We start from the raw sequence: 18,003 nt of genomic DNA, 5'->3' as shown, positions 1-18,003 counted from the left end.
TTCCAGAAGTAGAGGATGCCGGCCGGATCCCTACGCTCCTTCGCAGCCTCGCTCCAGTAGCGGGCCGAGAGGGTGCCGTCGTCCTGCCAGGCCCTGCCGGTCACGTTCAGGTCACCGTCGCGGTCTCGTGAGATGCGTAGGAGGCTCACCGCCGAGGGCTCGTCCTCGGTCCGCACGGTGAGCGAGAGCTGCCACCACAGCCCCTCGACCGCGCCTCGGCGACCCTCGGTCTCGATCGCCTTGCGGAGCTTCTGGTTGATCGCGCGAACCTCCGCCGGGCCGGCGGCCGGGTCGTAGCGGACAGAGGTCAGCCCGAGCAGGTCGCTCGGCAGCTTCGAACCGTTCGCGTGGAGGATGAACGTGCGTCGGATCCCGAGCGCGCCACCGAACAGCCCGGCCTCGAACACCACGTTGTCGCGCGGCGACGCCTGGCCGGACTCGGACGCGTCCGTCGTGGTCCAGTCGTCCTGGGCGAACACGAACGCGGCGAAATCGACCTCCTGGGAGAGCTCGACGAGTCGGTCGAGGGTCGACCGCCCCGGGTTGAACGTGGTCGTCCAGGGCTCGACGTCGGCGACGTCCTGGAGCCCGCGCGTGATCGCCTGGAGCAGCTTGGCCTGCTTGCCCGAGGACCCGAGGAAGATGCGCGGCTTGTTCATGCGCGATTCACGCTCCCGGTCACGAGACGAGGTCAGCGTACTCGACTCGACTTCGCGTAGCACCGTGGCCATGCGCTCCCGGTGTGCCGAGAGCTATGGAGCGGAGAGAGCTATGGAGCGGAGAGCAGTTGCCTGACCGCGCGGGCGATGACGAGATCCTCGCGGGCAGGGACGACCTCGACCCGTGGCTCGCCGAGGAACCCCAGGAGCTCCAGGACTGCACCGCGGACGTCCGCGCGGTTCTCCCCGACCCCGCCCGAGAACGCGATGACGTCGACACCCCCGAGCGCCACGGCCATCGCGGCGACCGCCTGCGCGATTCGCCGCGCGAAGACCGCGAAGCCAAGGTCGGCATCGAGTCCACCCAACGCGTCCAGCCCGGAGTGCCGTTCGAGCGCCTCGTCGACCTCGTCCGGGGCGAGCCCTCTTTCCCGGAGCGCATAGAGCAGGATCCCGGGATCGATCGACCCCGATCGCGTCGCCATGGGAACGCCGTCGAGCGGCGTGAAGCCCATCGTGGTGTCGACCGACCGGCCGTCCAGCACGGCAGTGACCGAGCAGCCACCGCCGAGGTGGCAGACCACGAGACGGCGTGCGTCGAACTGCTCGGCGACCGATTCCACCGCGATCCCGTGGAAGCCGAAACGTCGCACTCCCCACTGCTCCCGCCACGCGCGGGGCACGGCGTACGTCGACGCCGCCTCGGTCAGCGTGGCGTGGAAGGCGGTGTCGAAGACCGCAACATGCGGCACCGCGGGCGCCGCGGCGCGTGCGACCGCGAGCGCCTCCAGCGCCGGCGCCTGATGCAGCGGCGCAAGCGCTATCAGGCGCTCGAGCGTTGCGACGACCGCGTCGTCGACGCGCACCGGGTCGAGGAAGACCCCACCGCCGTGGACGACTCGGTGGCCGACCGCCTCGAGGCCCGCAGGGAGGGCGTCGAGCGACTCCACGGTCTCCGCCCGGCCCGCGTCGTCGACGAGCGACAGCTTGAGGCTCGTCGAGCCCGCGTTGACGACAAGGACGCGGCTCAGAACGGCCAGACCCAGTCGCCCACGTCGGGGTGATCCTCACCGTGCGACCGCGTCCAGGCGCGCGCCTCGAGCCGGCGTTCGTCCATCTCCTGACGCAGGTGCGCTGCCCTGGTCGCCAGCCCGGGGACCCTGTCGACGACGTCCTTCACGAGGTGGAACCGGTCGAGGTCGTTCAGCATCACCATGTCGAAGGGCGTCGTCGTCGTCCCCTCCTCCTTGTAGCCGCGCACGTGGAGGTTGCGATGGTTCGTGCGCCGGTAGGTGAGCCGGTGGATGAGCCACGGGTAGCCGTGGTACGCGAAGACGATGGGCCGATCCGTGGTGAAGAGCGAGTCGAAGTCGACGTCCGAGAGGCCGTGCGGGTGCTCGCTGTCCGGCTGCAGGCGCATGAGATCGACGACGTTGACGACCCTGACCCTCAGGTCCGGCAGCCGCTCGCGAAGGATCGCCGCTGCCGCCAGGACCTCGAGCGTGGGGACGTCGCCGCAGCATCCCAGCACGACGTCGGGGTCGTCGCCCGCGTCGGTCGACGCCCATTCCCAGATGCCGAGGCCGCGGGTGCAGTGGACGACTGCTTCGTCCATCGAGAGATAGGTGAGCGCCGGCTGCTTTCCCGCGACGACGACGTTGACGTAGTTCCTGCTCCGCAGGCAATGGTCGGCGACCGACAGGAGCGTGTTGGCGTCGGGGGGCAGGTAGACGCGGATCACCTCCGCCTTCTTGTTCACGACGTGGTCGATGAAGCCCGGATCCTGGTGGGAGAAGCCGTTGTGGTCCTGGCGCCAGACGTGCGAGCTGAGCAGGTAGTTCAGCGACGCGATCGGCCGGCGCCAGGGGATGTGGGGCGTGGTCTTCAGCCACTTCGCATGCTGGTTGAACATCGAGTCGACGACATGGATGAAGGCCTCGTACGAGTTGAAGACGCCGTGCCGGCCCGTGAGCAGGTAGCCCTCGAGCCACCCCTGGCACAGATGCTCGGAGAGAACCTCCATCACGCGGCCGTCGGGTCCCAGCCTGAGCTCCGTATCGACCGCCTCGACCGCTCCGTCCCATGCACGTCCCGTCACCTCGAACACGGCGTCGAGCCGGTTGGAGGAGGTCTCGTCGGGGCCGAACAGCCGGAAATTGTGCGGATTCCGGGCAATCACGTCGCGCAGGTAGCCGCCGAGCACACGCGTCGCCTCGGCCGTGCTCGTGCCCGGCTGCGGTACGTCGACCGCGTACTCGCGAAAGTCGGGCAGCACGAGGTCGCGGAGCAGCTCGCCGCCGTTCGCGTGGGGGTTGGCGCTCATCCGGCGTCGACCGACGGGCGCCAGCTCCCGGAGCTCGGCCACCAGGCGTCCGTTCTCGTCGAAGAGCTCCTCGGGCCGGTAGCTGCGGAGCCATTCCTCGAGCTGCCCCAGGTGCTCGGGGTTGTCGCGCACCTCCGCGAGCGGGACCTGGTGGGAGCGCCATGTGCCCTCCACCGGCTGTCCGTCGACTTCCTTCGGGCCGGTCCACCCCTTCGGCGTCCGCAGGACGAGCATCGGCCAGCGAGGGCGCTCGACGGCCTGCTCCGCCCTGGCTCTCGCGCGGATCTCGGCGATCCGGTCCAACGCCTCGTCGAGGGCGACCGCGAGTCGCCGATGCACGTCCACGGCACGCTCCCCGTCGAAGCCACCCGAGACGACGAGCGGCTCCCAGCCGTAGCCTTCGAGCAGAGCCAGGAGCTCCCTCTCAGGGATCCGCGCAAGGACGGTCGGATTCGCGATCTTGTACCCGTTCAGGTGCAAGACCGGCAGCACGGCGCCGTCAGAGCGCGGGTTGAGGAACTTGTTCGCGTGCCAGCTCGCCGCCAGCGGCCCGCTCTCTGCCTCCCCGTCGCCGACGACGCAGACGACGACCAGCTCGGGGTTGTCGAAGGCCGCGCCGAACGCGTGGACGAGTGCGTAGCCGAGCTCGCCCCCTTCGTGGATCGAACCCGGTGTCTCCGGAGCCGCGTGGCTCGGGATGCCGCCCGGAAACGAGAACTGTCGGAACAGCCTGCGCAGCCCCTCTTCGTCCTCCGAGATGTCGGGATACAGCTCCGCGTAGGTCCCTTCGAGGTACGCGTTCGCGACGTTCGCAGGCCCGCCGTGGCCGGGACCCGTCACGAAGATTGCGTCGAGCTCTCGTTCCCGGATAGCCCGGTTCACGTGGGCGTACACGAGGTTGAGACCAGGCGCCGTGCCGAAATGGCCGAGGAGTCGCGGCTTGACGTGCTCCGGCGTCAGCGCGCCGCGGAGAAGCGGATTGTCGAGCAGGTAGATCTGCCCGACCGAGAGAAAGTTCGCGGCGCGCCAGTAGGCGTCGAGTCGGCGCAGCTCCTCGTCGCCGAGAGCCCTCGGGTCGCCCACGCGCGCCTCGCTCATCCAGTCAGTTTGCCGCGCCAGATCGGGTACGAGGTCGGCGTTCGCGTGTGAAGGGCGGTGGTTCGACGAGGTCGCCGCGTTCGACTCGCTGCCCGCAATGCGGACTACGGGCCGCTGGAGTGGTCGCGGCGACCTCGATCGGTCGGATCACGTCGTCTCGTCGACGGCGGAGAGGATCATCTCGGTGACCTCGGCCGGATGGGTGATCAGCGACAGGTGGCCCGCACTGACACGTCTGACCTTGGCGCCGGCCCGGTCGGACATCTCCTCCTGCAGGGCCGGCGGGATCACGAGGTCCAACTCACCGATGAGCGACCAGGACGGGATCGTCTTCCACGCCGGCGGCCCGGAGGGCTCTTCGAACTGAGCGGCGGCCGCGGGCCGCTGCGCGGCGGCGAGGACAGCGGCCTTCTCCGGCTCGACGCCGTTGGCGAAGCCCTCGGCGAACCCGGGATACGGTGGGTTCGCCTCCCAGCGCAGGTACAGGTCCACGCCTCCGTCGGAAGGCACAGGATTGAGGGCGGTCTCGCCGATGGAGGAGCCCCAGCGTGCGGCGAGCTCGCCGAGGATCTCGCCCTCGTCGGGCATGAAGCTGTCGATGTAGACGAGCGCCTCGACGTTCGGGTTGCCCGTGGCGGCATTGGTGATGACGAACCCGCCGTAGGAGTGGGCGACGAGCACGATGGGGCCCGAGGTGGTCCGGAGGTAGCTGGCGAGGTACGCCGCGTCCGCGGCAGGCCCGCGCAGCGGATTGGGCGGAGCGACCACCTCGAGGTCCCTGGCCTGCAGGCGCTCGATCACGCTGCTCCAGGACGACGCGTCGGCCCAGTCGCCGTGCACGAGAACGATCGTCGGTTCCATGAGGGACCTCCTTTGATTGGGGACGTCTACCCGGCCGCGGACCGGCTGAGCCAGTCCTCGAAGCGGGTCGGGGTGATGCGTGCGCTGCTGCCGGGGGTGAGGGAATTGTCGTCGAGTTCAGTGCCGAAGTACCGGGCGTGGACGTCGGCCGTCACAGGACGGGGGTCGTTGTTGGCACGGAGAACGCGGCGGGCGAGCTCGTCGAGCCGGAACTGCTCGGGACCGGCCAGCTCGACGATGCCGTTCACCGGGTCGCTCACGGCGACGTCGGCGAGTGCGTCGGCGACGTCGTCGGCCGACTCCGGCTGGACGAGCACGGGCGCCAGGCGAACCGTATCGCCGTCGATGCTCGAATCGGCGATGCGCCCGATGAACTCGAAGAACTGCGTCGCCCGGAGGATCGTGTACGGGACGGAGCCCGTCTTCACCGTCTCCTCCTGCGCAAGCTTCGCGCGGAGATAGCCGCTCTCCGGGAGTCGGTCGGCGCCGACCACCGACAGCGTGACGTGGTGTCTCACACCGGCGGCCGCTTCCGCGGCCAGGATGTTCTGCGACGAGGTCTGGAAGAAGTCCAGCACCGCGGCGTCGTCCCAGACGGGCGCGTTTGCGACGTCGACGACGACCCGGGCACCCTCGAGCGCTTCGGCCAACCCATCGCCCGTGAGCGTGTTGACGCCGGTGTCCGGCGACGCCGCGAGCGGCTCGTGGCCGTCCTCGCGCAGTCTTTCGACGAGCTTCGACCCGATGAGGCCGGTTCCGCCGATCACGACGATCTTCATCCCGTCTCCTTTCGCTCGTGCGATCGGCTCACCAACGTGCGTGGCGACCGTCTCTCTCCGTCCTGGCCGAGGATCGCGGCCAGGAGTGCTCTCGAATCCGCCGACGCGCCAGCGCGGATCGCTGGTGGGCCGACATGAGTCGGGCTTGGCACGGCAGGAATCCGTGCCTCGGGCGAGCGGCGCCCGGCCCTGTCTCAGCCCTGCAGAACCCCGCTCGCCAGGAGGTGGGACACCCCTTCGACGATTCCGAACACGAGCAGTCCGATGGCCACGAAGAACACGATCAGGCCGGCTATGGCGATCCACGGCGTCCATTCGCTCTCGCCCGCACGCTCGAGTTCGTGAACGTGTCGCACCTCCCGGGCGGCTGCCCGAATCGGCCGTGAGCCCAGATAGACCTTCTGAGTGGACATCGAAGCCCCCTAACGTCGGAGTGGTGTCGCGACGAGCGTCGCAGGGACGGGCGGGTCTCGAATCCGCCGACAGGCTGGTCCGGTCACCAGTCCGTTGCTCGCAGCCCGGGTGCTCCGTCATGAGTGGGTGAACGCGCCGCGACTGGCGACTCGCGCTGGCATCTCGGCGGATGCGAGTGCGGTCCGGCGGGGCGATCGTGCTCGATGACAAATGCGGGCACCAGTCCGGTGTCCACGCAGAGCGCAGGCGCCGACGACGACCGAGCCGGATGCCGGGCGCAAAGGAGGACGAGATGAGCGCGACCGTTTCCCCACCGCCGTTCACCGAGCAGGAGCTCGAGCAGGTCGAGCGTGCGAATGCGACCACGGCCACACCGGTGGTCTTCGTCCACGGGCTGTGGCTGCTGCCCTCGAGCTGGGAGCGCTGGGCCGAGCTGTTCGAGGAGGCCGGATACGTCGCGCTGACGCCGACCTGGCCGGACGATCCGGAAACGGTCGAGGAGGCGCGCGCGAACCCGGACGTCCTCGCGAAGAAGACGCTGAAGGAGGTTGTCGACCACACGGCCGACGTGATCGGCAAGCTCGAGAGGAAGCCCGCCGTGGTGGGGCACTCGACCGGCGGATTGGTCGCCCAGATGCTCGCCGGCCGAGGGCTTTCGGCAGCGACGGTCGCCATCGACCCGGGCGTGTTTCGCGGCGTCCTGCCGCTGCCCCTCTCCACGCTCAGGGCGAGTGGACCTTTCCTGGTGAACCCCCGGTATCGCGGCCGCGCCATCACGCTCACCTTCGACCAGTTCAAGTACGGCTGGACGAACGCGCTCGACGAGGACGAGGCGAAGCGCCTTTACGACACGTACCACGTGGCCGGGTCCGGGATCGCCCTTGCCCAGATGGCCAACGCCAACCTCAACCCCCGGACCGAGTCGAAGGTCGACACCAAGAACCCCGATCGCGGCCCTCTGCTGATCCTCGAGGGGGAGAAGGACCACACGGTTCCCTGGGCGATCGCCAACGCCTCCTACAAGCGGCAGAAGCGCAACCCGAGCGTCACCGAGATCAGGAAGATGCCCGACCGCGGCCACTCGCTGACCATCGACCACGGCTGGCGCGACGTGGCCGAGACCGCACTCGCATTCGTCAAGAGGTTCGCTTGACCGTTCCGACGGCCGGTGGTCTCGAGGCTTCCGCGGCTGGCGCCGGGTCGACGTCGACCCGGCGCGCCGCGGGGCCTGGTCTCACTCCTGGAGCGAGGCGAGCTGGTCCGCGAAGTGAGCCATCGCGTCCCGGTACAGGAGGGTTGCCCAGCTCACCCGGGCCACCCCCAGCGTGGCCAGCTCCGCGAGCGAGGGCGCCTGCGGCAGGCGTGTGACGTTCACCGGGCCGCGGACCTCCGAGGTGAACCGACGGAGCGCCTCTGGCTCCCATAGGGCGATCGGGTAGACGCAGTCGGCGCCGGCTTCGAGGTAGGCGTTCGCGCGCCGCAGCGCTTCGGGAACGAGCTGCTCCTGGGTCCCGGGTCCGGCGCCGGTGAGGAAGCCGCTGAGAAAGACGTCGACCCGGGCGTTGACGACGAGCGGGTAACCGTTCTCGGACGCAGCCTGGCGAACCGCCGAGAGCCACTCCGCTTGCCGGTCGAGATCGCGAAGCCTGGCCGCGGCGTGGTCGGTGTCCTCGAGGTTGCACCCGGCCGCCCCCACGGTACGCAGGGCAGCCACCAGCTCGGTCGGCTCCATGCCGTAGCCGGCCTCCGCATCCACCGTCACCGGCGCCTCGACGCCCCTTACGATCCGCGCGGCCGCCGCGAGCATCTCGTCGGCCGGTGCGCCCTCGTGATCCTCATAGCCGAGCGTGGCGGCCACGCCGCCGCTGGTGGTCGCAACCACCGGATACCCAGCCGCGACCACGGCTCTCGCTGTGGCCACGTCCCAGGCGTTCGGAAGCAGAAGGGGGTCGCCAGGGCGTTGTAGCGACCGCAACAGGTCACAACCGCTCTGAAGCCGGCTCGTCTGGGAGGCGGTCATGTCACGAATCTACGCCAATGGGTGGGTACAGCAGAGCGCTCAACGCTGCGGGTGCCATCCGGCCGCCCGGGTGAAGTGGTCGTTCGCGACGCGCTCCCCGTCACGGCAGACGTTGTAGATGCCGCTGGGCAGCGCCAGCGCCGCGAGGAGCGCGCGCCCCGCATCGGAGACGTGCAGCGTGGCCCCGAAGCCGGCCAACGGCGGGTACTCGCCGGTGCCCGGGCCGTCGAGCAGCCCGAGTCGGAGGACGACGCCGCGTCCGCCGGCGCGGGCGAAGCGTCCAGCCTGCTGCTCGCCGGCGAGCGCGGAGCGCAGAAGCGGCGGGACCTCGCCGACCGGTGTGTCCTCGGACACCGGGCCGTTCGGCGGGTAGACGAACGCGACTGTGGGCTGGACGTAGACCGCCACCCCGGCCGCGATCGCCGCGTCGACGAGGATCCTCGAAGCGTCCGCGCGAAGCCGATCGTTCTCGCGCCACGCCTCCGGATCCGAGAGCAGCTCGACCGGGCGGATCCGGGTCGCCAGGTGCAGGATGCCGTCGACGTCGCGCACGGCGCCGGCGACCGCAGGGGGATCGAAGAGGTCGAGCGCCTCCCGCTCGGGCATCGTGATCTCGTGGCCAGCGGCCTCCGCGAGCGGCCGCAGCACGCGGCCGAGCACGCCGGTTCCCCCAGTGACCAGCAGCTGCAGCGGTGACCGCTCCGCATGAAGGACGCGACGCACCATCTATGCCGGAGGCATGATGATCGATGCCGCCTCCGGCTGCCGCATCGAGCGTGGCGGTCGATTAGCGTTGCGGGTGGGATGGTCGCCACCCTCGCGTCCGGGTTTCTCGACCGGACGAGCGAGCGCGAAGCTCTCGACCGGCTGCTGGGGCGCGTGCGGGAGGGTGAAAGCGCCGTCCTGGTCATCCGCGGCGAGGCGGGCATCGGAAAGACGGCTCTGCTCCAGTACGCCGCTCGTCGTGCGTCGGGATTCCGTGTGGCGCACGTCACGAGCGTGGAGGCCGAGATGGAGCTGCCGTTCGCCGGGATCCATCAGCTCTGCGCGCCGCTGCTCGACCAGCTCGACGCGCTCCCGCAGCCGCAACAGGACGCGCTCAATGTCGCCCTGGGCCTCGCATCCGGTGACGCTCCGGACCGGTTCCTGGTCTCACTCGCCGTGCTCGGCCTGCTGGCTGCGGCAACCGAGGAGCGGCCGCTGCTCTGCCTCGTGGAGGACGCTCAATGGCTGGACGTCACCTCGGGACTGATCCTCGGCTTTGTCGCACGGCGGCTGCTGGCGGAATCGACGGCGATCGTGGTCGCCGTCCGCGAGCCGAACACGAGGCACGATTTCGACGGGTTGCCCGAGCTGCTGCTGCACGGGCTGGCCGAGGACGATGCCCGCACCCTGCTCACGAGAGTCGTGCCCGGTCGGCTCGACGAGCGCGTTCGCGACCGGATCATCGCGGAAACCCGCGGCAACCCGCTCGCGCTGCTCGATCTGCCGTGGAGCGTGAGCGCGGCGGAGCTGGCAGGCGGTTTCGAGCTTCTCCCGGCGACAGACCTCCCGCGCCAGCTCGAGGATCACTATCTCCAGCGCGCCGGTGAACTGCCCGAGGCGACGCAGCGACTGCTACTGCTGGCTGCGGCCGAGCCGATCGGTGACGCGACGCTCGTCTGGCGCGCGGCGTACGGGCTCGGCATCGAAGAGAGCTCGCTCGCCCCGGCAGAAGACGCACAGCTGGTCGAGGTCGGCGCCCGTGTCCGCTTCCGGCACCCACTGGTTCGATCCGCGGTGTACCGGGCGGCGACCGTTTCCGAGCGGCGAGCTGCGCATCGGGCGTTGGCCGAGGTGACCGATCCGGATACCGATCCCGATCATCGAGCGTGGCATCGTGCTCACGCGGCCGTGGGTGTCGACGAGGAGGTGGCCGCGGAGTTGGAGCGCTCGGCCGGCAGGGCGCAGGCCCGTGGGGGCGCGGCGGCTGCTGCGGCGTTCCTCGCGCACGCGACGAAGCTGACCCCCGATTCGGCGGAGAGGGGCCGGAGGGCCCTGGCTGCCGCGCAGGCCAAGCTCGATGCTGCGGCATCGGACGCGGCGCTCGACCTGCTGGCGACCGCCGAGCTCGCCCCGCTCGACGAGCTTCAGCGCGCGCGGTTGGAACGCCTGCGCGCCGAGATCGCGTTCGCCCGCACCCGCGGCGGCGACGCTCCCTCCCTCTTGCTCCATGCCGCCCGGCGCCTCGAACCGCTCGACGCCGCGATGGCTCGCGAGACGCATCTCGAGGCGATGGCTGCGGCGATGTTCGCCGGTCGCTTCGGCGACGATCCAGGCGTCCGCGAGGCTGCCGAGGCCGCTCGGGCTGCGCCGGCGGCACCGCAGCCGCCACGCGCAATCGACCTGCTCCTCGACGGCCTGGCGACGAGATTCACCGAGGGCTACTCGGCCGGCCTACCGCCGCTCCGAAGGGCACTCGACGCGTTCCGCGACGTGGAGGGATCGACCGCAGGCGACGTGCGCTGGCTGTGGCTGGCGTGTCGCCTGGCCCAGGATCTCTGGGACGACGAGCTCTGGGACGTGCTCGCGACCCACGGGTTGCGTGTCGCGCGAGAGACGGGGGCGCTCAGCATGCTCCCGATCGCGGCCACGTATCGCGCGTCCCTCCACGTTCATGCGGGAGCCTTCGGCGCCGCTTCCTCGCTGATCGAGGAGGCCGACGCGATCACGCAAGCGACCGATCTGGCACCGCTCAAGTACGCCTCGCTGATGCTGGCCGCCTGGCGCGGGAACGAGGCCGACGGCCTCGAGCTGATGGAGGGTGGGAGGCTCGAGGCGACGGCGAGGGGCGAGGGCATGGCGCTGGGCGTCATAGAGTGGGCCACAGCACTGCTGCACAACGGGTGCGGCCGCTACGCAGAGGCGCTCGCGGCCGCCCAGCGCGGCTGCGAGCACGACGATGTGGGACTCTTCGCATGGTCCCTCGCGGAGCTGATCGAGGCGGGCGTCCGCAGCGGCGCGACCGACGCGACCTCCGCCGCGCTCGATCGCCTGAGCGAGCGCACGCGGGCGAGCGGCACCGACTGGGCGCTCGGCATCGAGGCCGGCTCACGCGCACTGCTGAGCGACACACGAGACGCGGAGCCCCTCTACCGCGAGGCGGTCGAGCGGCTCGCGCGCAGCAGTGGCGTTGTCCACCTCGCCCGCGCCCGGCTCCTGTACGGCGAATGGCTGCGTCGCGAGAACCGCCGTGCCGACGCGCGTGAGCAACTGCGAGCCGCCCACGAGATGTTCAGCGGCATCGGGGCCGAGGGGTTTGCCGAGCGCGCCCGCCACGAGCTCCTGGCCACGGGAGAGACGGTGCGGAAACGCACCGACGACGCGCGCGGCGTGCTCACACCCCAGGAGGCACACATCGCCCGGCTGGCCAGAGACGGTCTCTCCAACCCCGAGATCGGCGCACAGCTGTTCATCAGCCCCCGCACGGTGCAGTACCACCTGCGCAAGGTCTTCCTGAAGCTGGAGATCACCTCGCGCAACCAGCTCGGCCGCCTTCCCGAGAGCCGCCTCGGCTCGGCCTGACCCTCGCCACGGTCGCGCAGGTCGTCGACGCCTGACGGGGAGCGGTGGCGGGCGACCTGCGCTGCGACCAGCGAGCCGCACTGGCGCCTCGGCGGACGCGAGTGCACCCCCCGGCGCGCGATCCTCGCACCGTGACACAACCACTCACGAACCGGGAGGAAAGATCATGGTGAGGTACTACTACGCATGGGCGCCGCTCGTCGTCGCCGGGACGGTCGTCCTCCTGTCGCTCCCCTGGCTCGGGCTGATCGCGCTGATGATCTTCGCGCTCGTCGCGCTCATCGCGCTGCCGGCGCTCGCAGTGGCGGTCGTCGCAGTGCCGTACTTGATCGGCCGGGCCATCAGTCGCCGATGGCGTGAGCGGAGTGGCGCCAGGCAACCGAGCGCCGCCCTGTCGCTGGCGGCCCGCAGGAACGCCTAGCCCGCCGGGTTGGCGGAACGTGTGTGACAGGCTTAGGGAGGGAGACCTCTGATGTCCTTCGTATCACGTGGATTCCGTGGCCGTCGTCGTGAGGACGTCGACTCCTCGCGAGTCCCTCCGGGTCAGTACGTCACGGGCGACTTCCCCGTCCTCTCGGCCGGCCCCACGCCGCGCACGTCGATGGACAAGTGGGACTTCTCCATCGTGGGGGAGGTGGACGAGCCGCGCCGTTGGACGTGGAAGGAGCTCCGCGAGCTCCCGAGCGAGGAGGTCACGGTCGACATCCACTGCGTCACGAAGTGGTCGAAGCTCGACACCGTCTGGCGGGGCGTCTCCCTCGACACGCTGCTCGACGGCGTCGAGACGAGTGCGGAGTACGTGACCGCGTGGTCGGACGGCGGCTACACGACGAACATGCCGTTGCAGGACGTTCGCGACGGAAAGGCGTGGATCGCGTTCGAGTTCGACGACGAGCCGCTCGATCCGGAGCATGGAGGGCCGGCGCGTCTGCTCGTCCCACACCTCTACTTCTGGAAGAGCGCCAAGTGGGTGCGCGGGATAGAACTAACGCTCGAGGACGAGCCCGGTTTCTGGGAGTCCTACGGCTACCACAACTACGGAGACCCATGGCGCGAGCAGCGGTACGGGGGAGACTGAGCTGGCAGGTCGCACGCGTGAGCGCGTTCGTGGACGAGACCCAGGACGTCCGTAGCATCGTGCTCGAGGCGCCTGCATGGCCGGGGCATCGCGCAGGCCAGCACGTCGACATCCGACTGACCGCGGAAGACGGCTACCAGGCTCAGCGGAGCTATTCCATCGCCTCGGCGCCCGAGGACGAGGAGCTGGTGCTCACCGTCGAACGCCTCGACGACGGGGAGGTGTCGCCGTACCTGGTCGACGAGCTGCGTCCGGGCGACGAGCTCGAGCTTCGCGGCCCTGTCGGGGGCTACTTCGTCTGGGAAGAGCCCCTCGGCGGCCCGTTGCTCCTCGTCGGCGGCGGCTCGGGTGTCGTCCCGCTGCGCGCGATGCTCCGCCATCGCCGCGCGGTCGGGAGCACCGTTCCCGTGCGGTTGCTCTACTCCGCGCGCACGCTCGACGACGTGATCTACCGGGACGAGCTGACCGGGCTCGGCGCCATGGACGCTGTCGACGTCCGCTTCACGCTGACCCGCGACCAGCCGGAGGGCTGGGACGGCTACGCCCGCCGGATCGACCGCGATCTCCTCGAAGAGGTCGCCTGGCCCGCGAGCGAGGAGCCGCTGACGTACGTCTGCGGCCCGACGTCGTTGGTCGAGACCGTGGCGAGCGCTCTCGTCGACCTCGGCCACGATCCGGCGCGCATCAGGACCGAGCGCTTCGGCCCGACCGGAACGTGATGGCGGACGTCGCCGTGACGACGCTCGACGGCAACGCCATCGCCGGCCTGCTCGCAGACGTCTTCGGCCAAGAGATGACGCTTGCGACGGGCACGTGCGCGTCGTGTGGCGCATCGGGCGAGGTCGGGACATTCGTCGTGTACACGCGGGCGCCGGGAACGGTCGCGCGCTGCCCGGCCTGCACATCCGTGCTGATGGTCCTCGTCACGGTCCGCAACGTCACGTGCGTCGACCTCCGGGGCCTGGCGGCGCTCGACCTCACGAGGTGACCTTCGGCAAGAGCACGCTTCCCGACGGCCGGCGCTCGTCGTCGAGCTGCTCTGATGCAGTCGTGCAGCTGCGCGGAGTGGTGCTCGTCGAGGGCACGAGCGATCGCCGCGCCGTCGAGACGCTGGCGCGTCGCCGCGGTCTCGACCTCGAGGCCGCGGGCGTCGCCGTCGTGCCGATGGGCGGCTACGGGAACCTGCCGCGTCTCCTCGGGCAGTACAGCGACGTCCGACTCGCGGGGCTCTACGACGTCGGGGAGGAGCGGCATTTCTTGCGGGCGTTCGGGTGCGACGACCGCGGCGAGCTCGAGCGCGTCGGGTTCTATGCCTGCACGCGCGACCTCGAGGAGGAGCTGACTCGGGCGGTGGGGCCGAGCGGGATGAAACGCGTGCTCGCGAAGCAAGGCGAGCTGCGCGCCTTCCGGACCTACCAGAAGCAGCCCGCGCACCGAGCCCGGCCGCTCGAGGAACAGCTGCACGGCTTCATGTGGAACCGCAAGCAGAGGTACGCAGTGCTCCTGGTGGAGGCACTCGACCTGGCACGCGTCCCGCGGCCGCTCGATCGCGTCCTGGCGCACGTGAGGGAGACAACGGGGTAGCGGCGGCGCAGCGCGTCGCGTCAGGGTGATCCGAACCAGGTCGTCAGCGCGTCGCGCAATCCGGTATCCGTGCCGTCCCCCACCCAGGCGACGTAGCCGTCGGGTCGGATCAGCACGGCAGCCGGGGCTGCTACCCGGCCCAGGACCGGAAGCTCCCAATCGCCCTCGTAGTCGGCGTCGAGGGCCGACAGTCGGTGCGCCCATGGGGAGGTGTCGAAGCTCCCGGGCTGGTCGCCCAGGTTCAGAAAGACCGGGCGGGCGTCGTGGAGGAGCGTGAATACCCGCACCGTTCCACCAGGGGTGACCAGGTCGAGATCGGGCATTCGGCGCCCGAGCAGCGGGTGGCCCTCGCCGAGGTCGTAACGGATGTCCAGGCCGGACTGCATCGCGCCGAACCGCGTGCGCGGCTCGTTCATGCTCAGCAGCTCGGACACGGTGTCGCGCAAGGCGCTGGTGCGGTCATCCATGCGGTGCATGAGCGCGACCTGCGCCATCGTGTTCTTCAGCACGCGGGCACCGACCGGGTGACGCTCGGCATGGTAGGTATCGAGGAGGCTCTCCGGTGACGTCCCGTTGACCACCTGAGCCAGCTTCCATCCCAGATTCACCGCATCCTGCACACCGGTGTTGAGGCCCTGTCCACCGACCGGGGAATGCACGTGCGCCGCGTCGCCGGCCAGCAGGACCCGTCCCTTGCGGTAGGCGGCGGCCTGCCGAGTCATGTCGGTGAACCTGGAGATCCAGGTGGGACTGTGGATTCCGTAATCGGTCCCGTAGACGGCGATGAGGCCCTCGCTGAGATCGCGCAGGGTGGGCTCGGTCGTGCCGACGTGCGACTCGGTCAGCATGACCCCCACCGTCCCTCCTGTCCCGTAGACCACCTCGCCGTCGCGGATCTCGTACTCCACCTTGCCCAGGGCATGCATGCCGGAGGGAGTACGGCGGATGCCCAACTCCGGCTCGTCGGTCATCTCGACCTGGGCGACCAGGGCGCTCATCGTCGGAGCCCAGCCGGGGAAGTCGATGCCGGCTGCTTTACGGATCACGCTGCGACCTCCGTCGCACCCGACGAGATACTCCGCCCGCCACGACCGGCCGTCGGCCAGCCCGACGTCGACGCCGGTGTCGTCCTGCGCGAAGCCGGTCACTTCACTGCCGTAATGGACCGGCACCGCCAGCTCGCCGACCCAGCCCGCCAGGATGCGCTCGATGTGGTTCTGCCACAGCCCGAGCCCGTAGCTGTGCCGGGTGGGAAAGTCGCTGATGTCCAGCGTGGTGCCGGCGAAGCCCGCGACCTGGGCCACCTGTCCTTCCGAGAGGAACCGATCGGCGATCCCACGCTGATCGAGGACCTCGATGGTGCGTGCGTGCAGACCGCCCGCGCGTGCGCCGGCGAGCTCCTGGCCGGCGCGCCGCTCGATGACGGCAACGTCGACCCCGGCCAGGGCCAACTCACCCGCCACCATCAGCCCCGTCGGGCCGCCTCCGGCTACCAGCACCGCATGTTCGGCCATACGCCACCCACCCCCCATCCTCTCGGGAGCTGTCTCGGCCGGAGATTCTGCAGCACAGCCCGGGTCTTGCCGCGAGCGCCTGGAGCGCCGCAGGGGACAACAGCCGGGGTACGGGGCGGCGATCACCACGCCCGGTCCTCGGCGGCGCACCGTCGGCGCCGCGGGGGACGTTCCGCCGGAGGCTACGGTGCGACCACCCCCGGTGGTGTCCAGCCGGGAGCCAGCCCGCGGGCCGTTCCGCACGTTGCCTCCAGCTATCAGCCGCCGCCGGCCTCTGGAACCTCGACCCATGCGGGGGACAAGACCCCTCGTTCAAGGGGCAGCGCTCCCCCCGATAGGGCATAACCTGAGACGCATAGGGAGTGCCTACAGAACTCGTCTCCGAGTCGAGGAGACGAGACCGAGGGGGAGGAAGTGCGACTCATCACTGATGGACGGCTACGCCGTCTCGTGCTCACGACGAGCCTTGTCGTGATCGCAGCGCTCGCGATCGCCGGTGCAACGTCGGCACGCGTCGACGTCGGCTCGCCGGGGGCGACTTCGGCCTTCGCAGTCGCGACAGACGACGGCTCGCCGAAGAAGGTGTTCGTCTGCAAGTACGTCGGAACACCCGGCGTGAACGAGCGTCTGCAAACCGGCGACAATCCGATCAGCGTCAGCGTCAATGCGATCCCGGCTGGAGCGTCGGTCGGAGCGTACTTCGCTGACTCGCAAGGTCGGTCGTTCGTGCTGGCGTTCGATACCGGACAGCCGGAGCCAAGCGTGTCTGCGTGTCCGCAGCCTCCGCCGCCGCCGACCCAGGTGACGGCGAGCGTTTCGTTCACCGATCCGACCTGTGAAACCCCGGGGGGTTACGTGGCATCCACCACGGGCGTCACCTACACGCTCACATCAGGCACGGTCGGCCCCGGAAACACGATCACGGTGACGGCGACCGCCAACACCGGGTTCGTGCTCTCAGGACAGTCGGTGTTCACGCACACGTTCGCTGCCGCACCGATGGGCTGCGACGAGGAAGAGGACATTCCTCTAGCGACCGGTGTGACGTTCAACGAGGCGACTTGCACCACGGGGCCGTCGTTCCAGTTCGTGAAGACGGCAACCGAGTTCGGCCCGCGTCCGTTCTACAGCGTGGAAGGCCCGCTCGTCGACGGCAAGCCCGTCGCCGGTGCGTCTTACACGGTCACGGCGCTACCGGTCGAAGGCTACGTGTTCGAAGGCCAGACGGTGTGGGAGCACACGTTCGCGGTGGCACCCACGAACTGCGGGACGCCGCCGCCGCCGCCTCCGCCTCCGCCGGTGAAGTCGGACGAGTTCATGGACGTGCAGGTCGTGAAGGATGCGACGCCGCAGGTGCAGCTCGTGAGCGGGCAGGCGGAGATCGCCTACAGCGTGCGCGTGAGGAACAACGGCCCGAACCAGGCGCACAACGTCGTCCTGACGGACGCGGCGTCGAGCGGGGTCACGTTCCTCGCGGTCACGCAGCAGCCCGTCGCCGGCAACTGCACGATCTCGGCCGCTCTGCTCAGCTGCACGCTGGGCACGCTCGGCCCGGGGGTCGAGCGGACGATCGGGCTCTCTGCCCGGGTGACGCAGACCGGGACCTACGTCAACTCGGCGACCGGCACGGGTCAGGGCACGGACACGAACGGGGCGAACAACACGGACGACGCGTCGACGCTCGTCACCGCCCCGGTGACGCCGCCGACGACGACGCCGACGGCGCCGAAGCCCCAGGTCAAGCCGAAGCCCAAGCCGGTTGCGAACATCTGCCGCGTGCTGAAGGTGACGCCGGGGATGGTGAAGGCGAACGGCAGGCGGTACGTCGTGCTCGCGAGGGTGACCCGCTCCAAGACGCCGGTCGAGGGTGTCCAGGTGCGGTTCACGGGCACCGGCCTGAGCAAGGCCGTGACGACGGACAAGCAGGGTGTTGCCCGTCTGAGTGTGAGGCCGAGCAGGGCGGGGATCATGCTCGTGAAGATCACGAGCGTGAAGGCGTGCAACAGCGCCCGGATCGGCGTGATCGGCGTGTTCGAGCCGCCGGTGACGGGCTAGGGACTCCCCGAGCCGGCACTCGGTCGTGTGTCCCCCTGGGCTCGAGGCCCGGGG

Annotated in this window: 17 protein-coding genes; 8 read left to right on the top strand and 9 right to left on the bottom strand. The window is 70.0% G+C overall.

The window, feature by feature from the left end:
- The 6 genes from VFO26_RS02650 to VFO26_RS02625 all read right to left on the bottom strand — a co-directional run.
- A partial coding sequence (locus VFO26_RS02650; RefSeq protein ID WP_325113328.1) for a nucleotide-binding protein occupies nt 1-659 on the bottom strand: 659 nt, incomplete at its 3' end.
- Nucleotides 660-769: 110 nt separating this feature from the next.
- Nucleotides 770-1,609: a hypothetical protein gene (locus VFO26_RS02645; protein WP_325113327.1), complete on the bottom strand. Its 840-nt coding sequence runs from the start codon at nt 1,607-1,609 to the stop codon at nt 770-772.
- Nucleotides 1,610-1,686: 77 nt separating this feature from the next.
- Nucleotides 1,687-4,080 (bottom strand): phosphoketolase family protein, encoded by a 2,394-nt coding sequence (locus VFO26_RS02640; protein WP_325113326.1) that lies wholly within the window; start codon nt 4,078-4,080, stop codon nt 1,687-1,689.
- A gap of 147 nt (nt 4,081-4,227) precedes the next feature.
- A complete protein-coding gene (locus tag VFO26_RS02635; RefSeq protein ID WP_325113325.1) occupies nt 4,228-4,941 on the bottom strand; it encodes an alpha/beta hydrolase in 714 nt (237 codons plus the stop codon).
- Between the two features lie 26 nt (nt 4,942-4,967).
- Nucleotides 4,968-5,720 carry an SDR family oxidoreductase gene (locus VFO26_RS02630; protein ID WP_325113324.1) on the bottom strand — a complete coding sequence of 251 codons (753 nt, stop codon included), beginning with the start codon at nt 5,718-5,720 and terminating at the stop codon, nt 4,968-4,970.
- A gap of 194 nt (nt 5,721-5,914) precedes the next feature.
- A complete protein-coding gene (locus tag VFO26_RS02625) occupies nt 5,915-6,133 on the bottom strand; it encodes a hypothetical protein (RefSeq protein ID WP_325113323.1) in 219 nt (72 codons plus the stop codon).
- Between the two features lie 293 nt (nt 6,134-6,426).
- On the opposite strand from VFO26_RS02625, the gene VFO26_RS02620 reads away from it, so the two are divergent.
- Nucleotides 6,427-7,287, top strand: coding sequence for an alpha/beta hydrolase (locus VFO26_RS02620; protein WP_325113322.1), 861 nt, complete (start codon nt 6,427-6,429; stop codon nt 7,285-7,287).
- Between the two features lie 81 nt (nt 7,288-7,368).
- Here the strand turns inward: VFO26_RS02620 and VFO26_RS02615 are convergent, their stop codons facing one another.
- Together VFO26_RS02615 and VFO26_RS02610 are read right to left on the bottom strand one after the other, a co-directional pair.
- The gene (locus VFO26_RS02615) at nt 7,369-8,154 is read right to left on the bottom strand and encodes an isocitrate lyase/phosphoenolpyruvate mutase family protein (protein WP_325113321.1); all 786 of its coding nucleotides are present in this window, start codon (nt 8,152-8,154) and stop codon (nt 7,369-7,371) included.
- A 39-nt stretch (nt 8,155-8,193) separates the two neighbouring features.
- Entirely contained in the window at nt 8,194-8,880 is a 687-nt protein-coding gene (locus tag VFO26_RS02610; RefSeq protein WP_325113320.1) for an NAD-dependent epimerase/dehydratase family protein, read from the bottom strand.
- Nucleotides 8,881-8,958: 78 nt separating this feature from the next.
- Between VFO26_RS02610 and VFO26_RS02605 the strand changes: the two genes are divergently transcribed.
- From VFO26_RS02605 to VFO26_RS02580, 6 genes are all read left to right on the top strand, one after another.
- The gene (locus VFO26_RS02605) at nt 8,959-11,718 is read left to right on the top strand and encodes a helix-turn-helix transcriptional regulator (RefSeq protein WP_325113319.1); all 2,760 of its coding nucleotides are present in this window, start codon (nt 8,959-8,961) and stop codon (nt 11,716-11,718) included.
- Between the two features lie 166 nt (nt 11,719-11,884).
- Nucleotides 11,885-12,139, top strand: coding sequence for a hypothetical protein (locus tag VFO26_RS02600; protein WP_325113318.1), 255 nt, complete (start codon nt 11,885-11,887; stop codon nt 12,137-12,139).
- A 51-nt stretch (nt 12,140-12,190) separates the two neighbouring features.
- Nucleotides 12,191-12,796 carry a sulfite oxidase-like oxidoreductase gene (locus VFO26_RS02595; RefSeq protein ID WP_325113317.1) on the top strand — a complete coding sequence of 202 codons (606 nt, stop codon included), beginning with the start codon at nt 12,191-12,193 and terminating at the stop codon, nt 12,794-12,796.
- Entirely contained in the window at nt 12,766-13,515 is a 750-nt protein-coding gene (locus VFO26_RS02590; protein WP_349259032.1) for a ferredoxin reductase, read from the top strand. The genes VFO26_RS02595 and VFO26_RS02590 overlap by 31 nt, the downstream gene beginning before the upstream one ends.
- Complete coding sequence (locus tag VFO26_RS02585; RefSeq protein ID WP_325113315.1) at nt 13,515-13,784, top strand: DUF6510 family protein; 270 nt, start codon at nt 13,515-13,517, stop codon at nt 13,782-13,784. The genes VFO26_RS02590 and VFO26_RS02585 overlap by 1 nt, the downstream gene beginning before the upstream one ends.
- A 62-nt stretch (nt 13,785-13,846) precedes the next feature.
- Complete coding sequence (locus VFO26_RS02580; RefSeq protein WP_325113314.1) at nt 13,847-14,380, top strand: TOPRIM nucleotidyl transferase/hydrolase domain-containing protein; 534 nt, start codon at nt 13,847-13,849, stop codon at nt 14,378-14,380.
- 20 nt (nt 14,381-14,400) lie between these two features.
- Here VFO26_RS02580 and VFO26_RS02575 read toward each other — a convergent pair whose 3' ends face one another.
- Nucleotides 14,401-15,894: an FAD-dependent monooxygenase gene (locus VFO26_RS02575; RefSeq protein WP_325113313.1), complete on the bottom strand. Its 1,494-nt coding sequence runs from the start codon at nt 15,892-15,894 to the stop codon at nt 14,401-14,403.
- A 414-nt stretch (nt 15,895-16,308) separates the two neighbouring features.
- Here VFO26_RS02575 and VFO26_RS02570 point away from each other — a divergent pair, with 414 nt between their 5' ends.
- Nucleotides 16,309-17,949, top strand: coding sequence for a DUF11 domain-containing protein (locus VFO26_RS02570; RefSeq protein ID WP_325113312.1), 1,641 nt, complete (start codon nt 16,309-16,311; stop codon nt 17,947-17,949).
- Nucleotides 17,950-18,003: the final 54 nt, after the last annotated feature.

The organism is Gaiella sp. (assembly GCF_035710885.1).
In the GTDB taxonomy this organism is placed as follows: domain Bacteria; phylum Actinomycetota; class Thermoleophilia; order Gaiellales; family Gaiellaceae; genus Gaiella.
This window is presented reverse-complemented; position numbering and strand designations above follow the sequence as displayed.